Origin of the sequence: Candidatus Pantoea multigeneris, from assembly GCF_011752615.1 — a bacterium.
GTDB lineage: Bacteria > Pseudomonadota > Gammaproteobacteria > Enterobacterales > Enterobacteriaceae > Pantoea > Pantoea multigeneris.
Map to the genome: position 1 here is coordinate 21494 of NZ_VWXF01000005.1, position 13749 is coordinate 35242.

The following is a 13749-nucleotide window of genomic DNA, read 5'->3' on the forward strand; positions in this document are numbered from 1 at the left end:
CACAAGCTTACATTTTGCTCATGTTTAACGTTTGTTGTTGTTTTAAAAGTGAAATGATCAGAAGGCAGAGCGTTAGAAGCAGAATGGTATGAAGCCTAATTGTTTATTTATCGTGCCGCGCATCAGGTTTATTAACGCGATTAAACTGTAAATTATTTAGTACCGCCACGAAATCACCCGCAAAAAAATTAACGATATTTTCGATAAAAAATATCAAATGGCTAAATATCATTCAGGCGAAAGTGACAATTGACGGCATTATGGCATTAAAAAAGCCAGTCAGCGTAAACTGACTGGCTTAAACACGTTCACTTTCTGGCTAGATTAGCCGTTCAGCTGCGCGTGCATCTCCTGCACAGAAATCACCTGCTCGGTTGGATCAGCAGTCAGTGCATTCACTGTGGCAAAACCGCCGTTCAGTGTGGTGTCGTAGTGTACTTTGTACTGGAGTGCGCTACGGCGAATCAGTTTCGAATCTTCGATAGCCTGACGACCTGCCGTGGTGTTCACGATGTAGGTGTATTCGCCATTCTTGATACGGTCCTGAATGTGCGGACGACCTTCATGCACCTTGTTCACCAGACGCGGGTTAATGCCTGCTTCACCCAGCACTACAGCAGTACCGTGAGTAGCATCCAGCTCAAAGCCAAACTGCTGCAGCTTCGCAGCCAGCGCGACAATACGCTTCTTGTCGCCTTCACGTACTGACAACAGTGCGCGACCCGACTTCTTCATATTGCTCTGTGCGCCCAGCATCGCTTTAGCAAAGGCTTCGGCAAAGGTACGACCCACGCCCATCACTTCACCGGTAGAACGCATCTCAGGGCCGAGGATTGGGTCAACGCCCTGGAACTTGTTGAACGGCAGTACCACTTCTTTAACTGAGTAGTATGGCGGGATAACTTCTTCCGTCACACCCTGCTCTGCCAGTGATTTACCGGCCATGACGCGAGCAGCCACTTTTGCCAGTGCTACGCCGGTCGCTTTGGAAACGAACGGTACGGTACGCGCTGCACGTGGGTTAACTTCAATCAGGTAGACTTCGTTGTCTTTAACCGCGAACTGCACGTTCATCAGACCACGTACGTTCAGCTCAAATGCCAGTTTCTCAACCTGCTGACGCATCACATCCTGAATCTCTTTGCTCAGGGTGTAAGCAGGCAGAGAACACGCAGAGTCACCAGAGTGAACGCCCGCCTGCTCAATGTGTTCCATGATGCCGCCAATCAGCACACGTTCGCCGTCGCAGATTGCATCAACGTCTACTTCAACAGCGTCATCCAGGAAGCGGTCCAGCAACACTGGTGCATCGTTAGAAACTGACACTGCGGTCTGGAAGTAACGCTTCAGGTCGATTTCGTCATAAACGATTTCCATCGCACGGCCGCCCAGCACGTAGGATGGACGCACCACCAGCGGATAACCGATGGTTGCTGCACGCTCTACTGCCTGCTCAATCGCGGTTACGGTGGCGTTTTCTGGCTGTTTCAGGCCCAGGCGCTCAACCGCCTGCTGGAAACGCTCACGGTCTTCTGCACGGTCAATGGCATCCGGGCTGGTACCGATAACCGGTACGCCAGCGGCTTCCAGCGCACGCGCCAGCTTCAGCGGAGTCTGGCCGCCGTACTGCACGATAACGCCTTTTGGCTTCTCGATGCGCACGATTTCCAGCACGTCTTCCAGCGTTACCGGCTCGAAGTAGAGACGGTCAGAGGTGTCGTAGTCGGTAGAAACCGTTTCTGGGTTACAGTTGACCATGATGGTCTCGAACCCGTCTTCACGCAGTGCCAACGCCGCGTGTACACAGCAGTAGTCAAATTCGATACCCTGACCGATACGGTTCGGGCCGCCACCCAGCACCATGATTTTGTCACGGTCCTGATTTGGGTTGGCTTCGCACTCTTCTTCATACGTGGAGTACATGTAAGCGGTATCGGTAGCAAACTCCGCCGCACAGGTATCAACACGCTTGTAGACCGGGTGCAGGTTGTACTGCTGACGCAGTTTACGGATTTCGTTCTCTGACACGCCCGCCAGCGTAGAGAGGCGAGCATCGGCGAAGCCTTTGCGCTTCAGCTGACGCAGGAAATCGGCTGACAGGCCGTTAACGCCTTCACGCTCAACTTGTTGCTCCAACTGCACCAGCTCTTCAATCTGAACCAGGAACCAGCGGTCGATGTTGGTCAGGGCAAACACATCTTCTACGTTCATGCCTGAACGGAAGGCATCTGCGATGTACCAGATACGGTCTGAGCCCGCGTCTTTCAGTTCGCGACGAATACGGGTTGCCGCTTCCGCATCATCCAGGCTGACTTTAGGGTCGAAGCCGTTAGCACCGACTTCCAGGCCACGCAGGGCTTTCTGCATCGATTCCTGGAAAGTACGGCCGATAGCCATAACTTCACCTACTGACTTCATCTGCGTCGTCAGACGGTCGTTGGCGCCAGCGAATTTTTCGAAGTTAAAGCGTGGAATCTTGGTCACGACATAGTCGATAGATGGCTCAAACGACGCTGGGGTCAGACCGCCAGTGATGTCGTTCATCAACTCATCCAGCGTAAAGCCAACCGCTAATTTAGCGGCCACTTTCGCAATCGGGAAGCCAGTCGCTTTAGAAGCCAGTGCAGAAGAGCGTGAAACGCGTGGGTTCATTTCAATAACGATCAGGCGACCATTTTCTGGGTTAACCGAGAACTGAACGTTGGAACCGCCGGTTTCGACACCGATTTCACGCAGTACCGCCAGCGAGGCGTTACGCATGATCTGGTACTCTTTGTCGGTCAGGGTCTGTGCAGGCGCAACGGTGATGGAGTCACCGGTGTGGATCCCCATCGCATCGAAGTTTTCGATCGAGCAGACGATGATGCAGTTGTCGTTTTTATCACGCACCACTTCCATCTCATACTCTTTCCAGCCAATCAGCGACTCATCAATCAGCAGCTCATTGGTTGGCGACAGGTCGAGGCCACGCTCACAGATCTCTTCAAACTCTTCGCGGTTATACGCGATACCGCCACCGGTGCCACCCATAGTGAAGGATGGGCGAATGATGCACGGGAAACCAACGTCTTCAGCGACTTTCAGCGCCTCTTCCATGGTGTGTGCGATACCTGAACGCGCGGTATCCAGACCGATGCTTTTCATTGCAACGTCGAAGCGACGACGGTCTTCTGCTTTATCGATAGCATCTGCGGTAGCACCGATCATGGTGACGCCGAACTCTTCCAGTACGCCCTGACGCTCTAATTCCAGCGCACAGTTCAGTGCTGTCTGCCCACCCATGGTTGGCAGAACAGCATCCGGGCGCTCTTTTTCGATGATTTTGCGCACCACTTCCCAGTGAATCGGCTCGATATAGGTCGCATCGGCCATGTTAGGGTCGGTCATGATGGTGGCTGGGTTGGAGTTCACCAGGATAACGCGGTAGCCCTCTTCACGCAGCGCTTTACACGCCTGAGCACCGGAGTAGTCGAACTCACAGGCCTGGCCGATAACAATCGGGCCAGCGCCAAGGATCAGGATGGATTTTAGGTCTGTACGTTTTGGCATCTTAGGCTCCTGATTACTTAGCGTTAGAACGGAAGGCTGCAATCAGCTCAATAAAGTGGTCAAACAGCGGTGCTGCATCGTGCGGACCCGGGCTGGCTTCAGGGTGGCCCTGGAAGCTGAACGCCGGTTTGTCGGTACGGTGAATACCCTGCACGGTTTTATCGAACAGCGAAATATGCGTCACGCGCAGGTTCGCTGGCAGGCTGTTTTCATCGACTGCGAAACCGTGGTTCTGTGCGGTGATCATCACCGTGTTGTTGTCCAGATCCTGTACCGGGTGGTTACCACCGTGGTGGCCCAGCTTCATCTTGACGGTTTTTGCACCGCTCGCCAGCGCTAATAACTGGTGACCGAGGCAGATACCGAAGACAGGAATATCCGTCTGCAGGAAAGACTGAATCGCGTTGATGGCATAATCACATGGCTCCGGGTCACCAGGGCCGTTGGACAGGAAAATACCGTCTGGATTGAGCTTCAGCACATCTTCAGCCGGGGTTTGCGCTGGCACTACCGTCAGGCGGCAGCCGCGATCCACCAGCATACGCAGGATGTTGCGTTTTGCGCCGTAATCATAGGCGACAACATGATAAGGCAGTTCAGCTGCGGTTTTGGCTGCTGGCAGGTCACCTTCCAGTGTCCAGCTGCCCTGCTGCCAGGCGTAAGTTTCCGCCGTGGTCACTTCTTTCGCCAGGTCCATCCCTTTCAGGCCAGGGAATGCCTGAGCCTGTTGCAGTGCCAGTGCGGCATCTGGGTTATCACCCGCGATGATGCAACCGTTCTGCGCCCCTTTTTCACGCAGCAGGCGCGTCAGCTTACGGGTATCGATATCCGCGATGCCGACGATGTTGTTACGTTCCAGATACGCTGACAGGCTCTCTTCGCTACGGAAGTTGCTGGCAATCAGTGGCAGGTCACGAATAACAAGGCCTTGTGCATGAATTTGGCTAGATTCTTCATCTGCGGCATTGGCGCCGACATTACCAATATGGGGATAAGTGAGAGTGACGATCTGGCGGGAATAGGAAGGATCAGTGAGGATTTCTTGATAACCGGTCATTGACGTGTTGAAAACGACCTCCCCCACTGCCGTTCCGGTTGCCCCGATGGCCCGACCGTGGAATTGGGTTCCGTCTTCCAGAACCAAGAGCGCTGACTTAATCAAAACATCCTCCAGGGAATAAACAGTCACATTAATTGCATATTAATTCATAACCACTGCCTGAATCAACGTCAAAAACGCCTGTTTAATCGATTTTTGGCAAATTGCGCGCATTCTAATGATCACCCCGCGGGTTGTCCAGTCAGAAGGGCATTTTTTTTGCTTGTTTTGGGGTTCAGAGTGCTAATAAGAGGAATACAGGGCAAAAACAGATAAAAAGTCAGTAAAAAAATCGTTTGCCTGGGTGTTAGATCTGAAAAAATGGACTAGCGAGCCAATTGTTTTGACCAAATGGTCAAAAATAATGTCCCTTGATGACAAAAAACCGATAAAACAACGAAAAACAGCAGTTAGACTAAAAAATCACATCGAAAAGTCTGTTTTTAAATAAAATTAAGGGCAATGATAACATTGCCCTTTTCAATCAATACATTACTGATTGAAACAACCACATCACGATGGTTCACAACACTCACAACATCGATAAATCCAGCACGTCACGCATATCAAACAAGCCAGATTTCTTATCTTTGAGCCATAACGCCGATTTCACAGCGCCAGTGGCGAACGTCATGCGACTGGAGGCCTTATGGGTGATTTCAACGCGCTCACCGACATCCGCAAACATCGCGGTGTGCTCCCCAACAATGTCACCCGCTCGCACTGTCGCGAAGCCGATGGTCTGTGCTTCACGTTCGCCGGTGTAACCTTCACGGGCATACACGGCATGCTCATCCAGCTTCCAGTTCATCGCATCCGCAATGGCTTCACCCATTGCCAGCGCTGTCCCCGAAGGAGCATCCACTTTATGACGATGGTGCGCTTCAATAATCTCGATGTCCGCGTAGTCACCCATCACTTTGGCGGCTTTCTCCAGCAGCTTGAGCACCAGGTTGACGCCAACGCTAAAGTTAGCCGCGAACACCACACCAATCTCTTCTGCAGCAGCACGGATAGCCGCTTTACCTGCCTCATCGAATCCGGTCGTACCGATAACGATGGCTTTCTGATGCTGGCGACACAGTTCCAGATACGCCAGGGTGCCTTCCGGGCGGGTAAAGTCGATCAAGACATCAAAGTCATCGATCACGCTGAGCAGGTCGTCCGTCAACGTGATACCGATATGTCCTACTCCTGCGAGTTCACCAGCATCGCTGCCGACTAACGTCGAACCGCTGCGTACCAGCGCTGCGCCTAATTCTGCGCCTTCTGCCTGTTGGGTGGCCTGAATCAAAAAGCGGCCCATTCGGCCCGATGCGCCCACAATGGCGATGCGGCTATTTTTCATAACTATTCATTCCTGAAGTCAAACTATGCATGCAAAGCGTACTCAGGTTAACCAGCAGTTAACGTGCACGCTACCCTTATAAATCGAAGATAAGAATTTTACGCCAGCCGGACGGGATTATCAGTAAAACAGATTGCCCGCATGCGAACTCTCCGCTGATTTCACTCACCCAATCTGGGCACAGCCAACCGGCTCGCGTTGATGAAACGGATAGCCGCAGGAGAACACTGCGGCATCTTGAGAGGACATTTTATGCCAGGTATCTATAACAATCTTTCTTACATGACACAGCAACCACACCCTGTTGGCGAGCAAGCTTTCCGCAGCCTACATGACTTAAAAACGAGTTTTGATACGCTGGATAATGCCAGTTTCCATATCCGATTTACCAATACCCCGCAGGATATCAAGATTGAACTGGCGCGCTGCGCGATTGACAGTAATGAAATGGCACTGCTGAACTATTTAATGGATTCACTGCCCACGGCAACCGTCATGCGCCAGCAAATTTTACCGCCAGGCACTAAGTTAACCGAAAAGGACCTGAGCAAAAGCGAACTTTCGGGGCTGCACCTGCCGCAAATGATGTTTGAGAAATGTAATTTTTCTCATTCGGCTATGAATAATAACCGGATGGTACGCGCGGAAATACAAGACTGTGATATGAGCCACTGCGCTTTGCAGGGCACGCAGTTGCTGGCCGCGATGCTATTCAACTGTAATCTGGATCACAGCGATCTTACCAATGCCAGCCTGGCAGGTGCACGATTGAAAAATTGCACGTTGCGTAACGCTGACCTGCGGTCCGCGAATCTTATGAATATGCAGTTGTTGGAAGTCTCGCTCTCCGCAACCCGGTTCGAGGGCGCAAAACTAGAGGGCAGTAGCGTCACGTTAAACGACGCCGAATTAAAACAGCATTTCGCCGGCCTTAAAGATTCACCTACAGCCCGTCACAATCTTGAGTCGATCCTCAACAGCGTTGCGTCTATTGACCGAAAATATCAACCACTTAAAGATTCTCTGTTCTGCCAGGTGTTGTCTCACAGCCCGGTGGCTCAAGGACAAAGCTATGCACTCGAAACGCCCGCCGACATTCATCTGGTAGCGGACATTTTCACTGAACATCCGGATAAAAAGCGTTTTATCAAAGAACAGAAAAAGGCTTTTCTTAATCTTTGTATATCCGCGTATCACCATAAAGATCCGGAGTTACTCCAGAAGGTGAGTGACCTGATGGCAATAGATCGCGTCGATGCAATCACCATTAAACCTCAAAAAAAGTGATTCAATATAAAAAAACCGATGCCTGGGCATCGGTTTTTTTATTGTGCTAAAGCTGCTTAACTTCTACTCGCAGCTCTTTTGGCACTTCAAAGACGATATTCTCTTCGCGGCCAATCAGCTCAATTGCCGCCTTGCCACCATACTCTTGCAGACGTTGAATCACTTGCTGCACCAGAATATCTGGCGCTGAAGCACCGGCCGTCACGCCGATAATCTCTTTGCCTTTCACCCACTCTTCCTGGATGTCGTCGGCAGAGTCAATCAGCTTAGCCAGCTTACCGGCACGCTGTGCCAGTTCCGCAAGACGATTCGAGTTGGAGGAGTTCTTCGAACCTACCACCAATACGACTTCTGCATCACGCGCCAGCACGCGAACCGCTTCCTGACGGTTGGTCGTTGCATAGCAAATATCATCTTTACGCGGACCGACAATCGCAGGGAAGCGCTGACGTAGTGCATCAATCACTTCGTAGGTATCATCTACTGACAGCGTCGTCTGAGTCATGAAGCAGAGATTGCTCTCATCTTTGACCTGTAATTTAAAGACATCTTCCGGGGATTCGACCAGATACATGCCGCCGTTGGCATTGTTGTACTGTCCCATGGTGCCTTCAACTTCCGGGTGTCCCGCGTGACCAATCAGGATCGCTTCAGTCCCTTTGCGGCTGGCACGCGCAACTTCCATGTGTACTTTAGTGACCAGAGGACAGGTCGCATCAAACAACATGGTCAGATTACGTGCCTTCGCTTCTGAGCGTACCGCCTGCGAAACGCCATGCGCGGAGAAGATCAGAATAGCGTCGTCCGGGACATCACTGATCTCTTCGATGAAGATCGCCCCACGCTCACGCAGACTGTTCACCACATAGCGGTTGTGCACCACTTCGTGGCGTACATAGATTGGCGCGCCATACATCTCCAGCGCGCGCTCTACAATACTAATGGCACGATCAACACCGGCACAGAAGCCGCGTGGATTAGCTAACAGAATTTGCATCGCTTGCCTCCAGCACCGGATCAATCTCCAGCACTTCGATGTCAAACTGCACCCGGTGCCCAGCCAGTGGATGGTTGAAGTCGACGGTGATCGAATCCCCCGACACTTCACGAATCACACCCGGCATTTCGCTTCCGCCTCTGCCGCTGAACAGCATGATGGCACCGACTTCTGGTTCACCCGCATCATTAAATTCACGACGGGAGAAGTACTGAATCAGATCCGGGCTGGTAGGACCAAACGCATCCTCTGGCTCCAGGGTGAAAGCGAACTTGTCACCCTGTTTGCGCGTCAGCAGCTGCTTTTCCAGCGCTTCTGACAGGCTTCCATCGCCAAGGAAAAACATTGCGGGCTTACCGTTTGCACGGGTGGACTCAGCCACCGAGCCATCTTCCAGCTTCAGTGAAAAGTGCACCAGCACGGCACTGTCATGCTGTACAGAGTCTGTCATTGCCTTACCCTTTCTGTTTTTCCTGTTTGCTGGCGGGGTTGATAAACCCCTCCAGCACCACCAACGCAGCACCAATACAGATGCCGCAGTCAGCGATATTAAACGTGGCGAAGTGCCAGTCACCGATATAGAAGTCGATAAAATCGACCACAAAACCATGGTAAGCACGGTCAAACAGATTGCCCAGCGCACCACCAATAATCAACGCATAGGCGATGTTGGTGATCTTCTGGCTAGCGCGGTTGCGGTACATCATCACCAACAGCGCTACGACGATTGCAATCGCGATACCCGCAAAGAACCAGCGCTGCCAGCCGCCTTTATCGGCGAGGAAGCTGAATGCAGCACCATAGTTATGGGCATAGAACAGATTGAAGAACGGCATGAGCGGCAGAGTTTCATGCAGCATCATGTTGTCCATTACCCACTGCTTGGCGGCGAAATCGACGCCAATCAGTACCAGCACCAGCCATAGCCAGCGCAATCCGGTTGAAAGTACAGGTTTAGTCATCAGGCAAACTTACGCTCTTCACCTTGTCCGTGGACGTTGGTATAACAGCGGCCACAGACTGCAGCATGTTCTGCGTTCTGTCCCACATCCGTAGTGTAATGCCAGCAGCGTGGACATTTCTCGCCTTCTGCCTTCTGCAACGCAATTTTCAGACCTTTGAACAGTTCGCTCTGCTGTGCATCTTCGCCCGCCTGAGCGTAATCCGCCACCGTTGCGCCGGAGGTCAGCAGTACGAAACGCAGCTCGTCGCCCAGCGCTTGCAGCTTCGCAGCCAGCTCCGGTTCAGCAAACAGCGTCACGTTAGCTTCCAAAGCACCGCCAAGACGCTTATCACTGCGCGCCTGCTCCAGTACCTTGTTCACTTCGCCACGCACTTTCAGCAGATCGTCCCAGTATGCGTCGTTCAGTGCTTCACCTTCGGCAAGGCCAAACAGATCGCCATACCACTCTTCAGTGAAGACATACTGCGTACGCTCACCTGGCAAGTAGCCCCAGATCTCATCCGCAGTAAAGGACATGATCGGTGCCATCCAGCGAACCAGCGCTTCAGCAATGTGCCACAGAGCCGTCTGGCAGCTACGACGTGCCAGGCTGTCGCCTTTAGCGGTGTACTGGCGGTCTTTGATCACATCGAGATAGAACGAGCCCATCTCAATAGAACAGAACTGCATCAGACGCTGTACCACTTCGTGGAAATCATAATTCTCGTAAGAGTTGATGATGTCGTTCTGCGCTGCCAGCGCGCGGCCTACAGCCCAACGATCTACCACCACCATCTCTTCTGGCTTCACGCTATCCGTTGCCGGATTGAAACCTGCCAGGTTTGCCAGCAGGAAGCGCGCGGTGTTACGAATACGACGATAGGTATCTGCGGCACGCTTCAGAATTTCATCGGACACCGCCATCTCGCCTGAGTAGTCGGTTGATGCGACCCACAGACGCAGAATGTCTGCACCCAGTTTGTCCATCACATCCTGCGGCGCTACGGTGTTACCGATGGATTTGGACATTTTACGGCCCTGACCATCAACGGTGAAACCGTGCGTCAACACCTGACGATAAGGCGCTTTGCCTTTCATTGCGGTGCCAATCATCAGCGAGGACATAAACCAGCCACGGTGCTGATCCGAACCTTCCAGATACATGTCAGCTGAATGGCCGCCGAACTCTGGGCGCGCATCAACCACAGCAGAACTGGTTGAACCTGAGTCAAACCAAACGTCCAGCGTATCCGGGACTTTAACGTAGTTGTCTGCGTCATCGCCCATCAGGTCACGCGGGTCGAGATCCCACCATGCCTGAATACCTTCCTGCTCAACACGCTGTGCGACTTTTTCCATCAGCGCCAGTGAGTCTGGGTGCAGTTGCTCAGTGTCTTTGTGGACAAACAGAGACATCGGCACGCCCCACGTACGCTGACGGGAGATGCACCAGTCAGGACGGTTAGCGACCATCGCTTCGATACGAGCCTGGCCCCAGTCTGGGATCCACTGCACGCCTTTAATCTCTTTCAGTGACTGCGCGCGCAACCCTTTCTGATCCATGCTGATAAACCACTGTGGCGTCGCACGGAAAATGATTGGGGTTTTGTGACGCCAGCAGTGTGGGTAGCTGTGCAGCAGTTTTTCTACGTGCAACAGCGCGCCTTTTTCACGCAGCAGTTCAACAATCAGATCGTTGGCTTTAAAGACATTAACGCCATCCAGACCTGGGTAAGTCCCTGGCAGGTAAGCGCCATCAGGCCCAACCGGGTTAGCCACTTCAATGCCGTACTTCTGGCCGATAACAAAGTCATCCGGGCCGTGACCTGGTGCAGTGTGTACAGCACCGGTACCCGCTTCGAGGGTAACGTGTTCACCCAGCAATACCGGAGACTGGATGTTTTCCAGGAACGGATGCTGGAATTTCTGCAGCTCCAGCTCAGCGCCTTTGATTTCGCCCAGCACGGTCCACTCGGTGACACCCGCGCGTTTCAGTACGCCTTCTACCAGGTCGGTCGCGAGGATCAGCGCGCGGCCTTCAATTTGCACCAGCTGATAGTCAAATTCAGCGTGCAGTGAAATCGCACGGTTTGCTGGCATCGTCCACGGCGTGGTGGTCCAGATGACCAGAGAGATTGGGCCGTTAACGTTGCTGGCACCAAACTTCTCCGCCACTGCCGCAGCATCGATAGCGTTGAACATCACGTCAATGGACGGTGAGGTTTTGTCGTAGTACTCAACTTCGGCTTCAGCCAGCGCTGAGCGGCAGTCGATACACCAGTGCACCGGCTTAGCCCCTTTGTGCAGGTGGCCATTACCGATGATTTTACCCAGTGCGCGAATGATGTTGGCTTCAGTTTTGAAGTCCATCGTCAGGTATGGGCGATCCCAGTCACCCAGAACGCCAAGGCGGATAAAGTCTTTCTTCTGCGCTTCAACCTGTTCAGCCGCATAGTTACGGCAGGCAGCACGGAACTCAGCCGCAGTGACTTTCTCACCAGGCTTACCAATCATCTGCTCGACTTTGTGTTCGATCGGCAGTCCGTGGCAATCCCAACCTGGGACGTATGGCGAATCGTAACCCGCCATGCCTTTGGACTTCACGATAATGTCTTTCAGAATCTTGTTAACGGAGTGACCAATATGAATGCTGCCATTCGCATAAGGAGGGCCATCATGCAGAATAAAGGTTTTTTTCCCTTTTTTAGCTGCGCGGATGATGCCGTACAGATTGTCATCAGTCCAACGCTGCAGCATTCCCGGTTCGCGCTTGGCCAGATCGCCACGCATCGGGAACCCCGTTTCCGGCAGATTCAGGGTAGATTTATAGTCACTCATCAGATTCTCGGTTCCGTATTTCGGTCATTAAACCGGTGTTTTTAGCCCAAAAAATTGGCGGGCCGTCACCACATCTTTCGCTATTTGTTCTTTCAACGCATCCAGCGACGCAAAGCGCTGCTCATTGCGAATTTTCATTCTGAGCACCACGTCAATGTGATGCCCGTATAAATTGATATGTGTATCCAACAGGTGAACTTCAAGCTGCTGGCGTACACCTTTTACCGTCGGGCGGGTGCCAATGTTAGCCACCCCGGCAATCGGCTGCTCGCTGACCCCATGCACCTCAACCGCATACACGCCTTTTACCGGCGTGACAGAACGACGCAAAGGGAGATTAGCCGTAGGGAAGCCGATGGTACGACCCAGTGCATCACCATGCACTACGCGCCCGGAGATACTAAATGGATGGCCCAGTAACGTCTGGGCTTGCTGCAGATCATCATTTGCCAGTGCTTCGCGCACGGCAGTGCTGCTGATACGCTTGCCGCCATCGCAGAAGGTTTCCGTGCTTACCACGTCAAAACCATATTCTGCGCCAGCCTTCTCTAATAGCAGGAAATCCCCTTCGCGACCAGCACCAAAGCGGAAATCATCACCTACTGCGAGCAGTTTAACATTGAGTTTATCCACCAGCAGTTCGCGAATAAACGCCTCTGCGGTCCATGCCGCAAAGCGGCGGTCAAAACGGACACACAGCACATTGTCGACCCCCATCTCCGCCAGATAGCGCAGTTTTTCACGCAGGCGAGTCAGGCGAGCAGGTGCTTTATCGCTCGCAAACAGCTCCAGCGGCTGTGGCTCGAACAACATCACAGTGACCGGCAACTGCCGTTTTTGGCCTTCGGCAACCAGCTGGGACATCAGTGACTGATGGCCCCGGTGAACGCCGTCAAAATTACCAATCGTCAGGACACAGCCCTGCTGTTGTGCTTTCAGATTGTGAATACCGCGGATAAACTTCATGGCAGACTCAAACCGGTGGAAATCGGCGGATTATACCCTTGAAAGCGGTCAAGGTTAACCCGTCTGCGCGCCTTTCCTGCATTAAGCCTCTGCTTTCGCTACAAAGCGCCACTCCCGGCCCTGCTTACAACAATTTTATGGCGAAAAGCTGTATTCACAGGCATGAAGCTGGTAGAATCTTGCGCCATCAAATACGTAACCGAGTGTTGCCCCTAAAGCGGCGCTTATTTGCACAAATCCATTGACAAAAGAAGGCGCAAAAGGCATAGTCCTCGGCCTTTGATTTGTCCATATAGAACACATTTGGGAGTTGTACCTTGGCTAATATCAAATCAGCTAAGAAACGCGCCGTAACATCTGAGAAACGTCGCAAGCATAACGCGAGCAACCGTTCTATGATGCGTACTTTCGTTAAGAAAGTATACGCGGCCATCGCTACTGGCGATAAAGCTGCTGCGCAGAACGCATTCAACGAAATGCAACCAATCGTGGACCGTCAGGCTGCTAAAGGTCTGATCCACAAAAACAAAGCTGCACGCCATAAAGCAAACCTGGCTGCACAGATCAGCAAACTGGCTTAATCGCTACTGCTTATCGCTTTGTTGAAAAGAACCGGCTCTGAGCCGGTTTTTTTTCGCCTGTTTTTTCTCCACAAACTCCGGCACTGAACAACACCACACACACCTCCACCCTCCTGAGACTTCAGTTTGCACACCCATAGA

At 52.4% G+C, this 13749-nt stretch carries 10 protein-coding genes; 2 read left to right on the plus strand and 8 right to left on the minus strand.

Annotation, left to right across the window (positions count from 1 at the left end):
• Positions 1–324: 324 nt before the first annotated feature.
• The 3 genes from carB to dapB form a co-directional block, all read right to left on the minus strand.
• A complete protein-coding gene (gene carB, locus F3J40_RS12835; RefSeq protein WP_167015214.1) occupies positions 325–3549 on the minus strand; it encodes a carbamoyl-phosphate synthase large subunit in 3225 nt (1074 codons plus the stop codon).
• A gap of 13 nt (positions 3550–3562) precedes the next feature.
• Positions 3563–4711: a glutamine-hydrolyzing carbamoyl-phosphate synthase small subunit gene (gene carA / locus F3J40_RS12840; protein WP_167015216.1), complete on the minus strand. Its 1149-nt coding sequence runs from the start codon at positions 4709–4711 to the stop codon at positions 3563–3565.
• 469 nt (positions 4712–5180) lie between these two features.
• The gene (gene dapB, locus F3J40_RS12845; protein ID WP_167015218.1) at positions 5181–5996 is read right to left on the minus strand and encodes a 4-hydroxy-tetrahydrodipicolinate reductase; all 816 of its coding nucleotides are present in this window, start codon (positions 5994–5996) and stop codon (positions 5181–5183) included.
• 252 nt (positions 5997–6248) lie between these two features.
• Here dapB and F3J40_RS12850 point away from each other — a divergent pair, with 252 nt between their 5' ends.
• The gene (locus F3J40_RS12850) at positions 6249–7283 is read left to right on the plus strand and encodes a pentapeptide repeat-containing protein (protein ID WP_167015220.1); all 1035 of its coding nucleotides are present in this window, start codon (positions 6249–6251) and stop codon (positions 7281–7283) included.
• Positions 7284–7329: 46 nt separating this feature from the next.
• Here the strand turns inward: F3J40_RS12850 and ispH are convergent, their stop codons facing one another.
• From ispH to ribF, 5 genes are read right to left on the minus strand one after another with little or no spacing between them, the layout of a single operon-like run.
• Positions 7330–8280, minus strand: a complete 951-nt coding sequence (ispH, locus tag F3J40_RS12855; protein WP_017345602.1) for a 4-hydroxy-3-methylbut-2-enyl diphosphate reductase — start codon at positions 8278–8280, stop codon at positions 7330–7332.
• On the minus strand, positions 8261–8731 hold the full coding sequence (fkpB, locus tag F3J40_RS12860; protein WP_017345603.1) for an FKBP-type peptidyl-prolyl cis-trans isomerase: 471 nt from the start codon (positions 8729–8731) through the stop codon (positions 8261–8263). The genes ispH and fkpB overlap by 20 nt, the downstream gene beginning before the upstream one ends.
• Positions 8732–8735: 4 nt before the next feature.
• Positions 8736–9242, minus strand: coding sequence for a signal peptidase II (gene lspA, locus F3J40_RS12865; RefSeq protein WP_017345604.1), 507 nt, complete (start codon positions 9240–9242; stop codon positions 8736–8738).
• Positions 9242–12061, minus strand: coding sequence for an isoleucine--tRNA ligase (ileS, locus tag F3J40_RS12870; protein ID WP_017345605.1), 2820 nt, complete (start codon positions 12059–12061; stop codon positions 9242–9244). The genes lspA and ileS overlap by 1 nt, the downstream gene beginning before the upstream one ends.
• A gap of 27 nt (positions 12062–12088) precedes the next feature.
• Entirely contained in the window at positions 12089–13027 is a 939-nt protein-coding gene (gene ribF / locus F3J40_RS12875) for a bifunctional riboflavin kinase/FAD synthetase (protein ID WP_017345606.1), read from the minus strand.
• A 317-nt stretch (positions 13028–13344) separates the two neighbouring features.
• Here ribF and rpsT point away from each other — a divergent pair, with 317 nt between their 5' ends.
• Positions 13345–13608 carry a 30S ribosomal protein S20 gene (rpsT, locus tag F3J40_RS12880; RefSeq protein WP_026042361.1) on the plus strand — a complete coding sequence of 88 codons (264 nt, stop codon included), beginning with the start codon at positions 13345–13347 and terminating at the stop codon, positions 13606–13608.
• Positions 13609–13749 lie beyond the last annotated feature (141 nt).

Excerpts from the sequence above, each read along its gene's own strand:
- carB (WP_167015214.1), bottom strand. The coding sequence starts at position 3,549 with ATGCCAAAACGTACAGACCTAAAATCCATCCTGATCCTTGGCGCTGGC.
- dapB (WP_167015218.1), bottom strand. The coding sequence starts at position 5,996 with ATGAAAAATAGCCGCATCGCCATTGTGGGCGCATCGGGCCGAATGGGC.
- F3J40_RS12850 (WP_167015220.1), top strand. The coding sequence starts at position 6,249 with ATGCCAGGTATCTATAACAATCTTTCTTACATGACACAGCAACCACAC.
- ispH (WP_017345602.1), bottom strand. The coding sequence starts at position 8,280 with ATGCAAATTCTGTTAGCTAATCCACGCGGCTTCTGTGCCGGTGTTGAT.
- fkpB (WP_017345603.1), bottom strand. The coding sequence starts at position 8,731 with ATGACAGACTCTGTACAGCATGACAGTGCCGTGCTGGTGCACTTTTCA.
- lspA (WP_017345604.1), bottom strand. The coding sequence starts at position 9,242 with ATGACTAAACCTGTACTTTCAACCGGATTGCGCTGGCTATGGCTGGTG.
- ileS (WP_017345605.1), bottom strand. The coding sequence starts at position 12,061 with ATGAGTGACTATAAATCTACCCTGAATCTGCCGGAAACGGGGTTCCCG.
- ribF (WP_017345606.1), bottom strand. The coding sequence starts at position 13,027 with ATGAAGTTTATCCGCGGTATTCACAATCTGAAAGCACAACAGCAGGGC.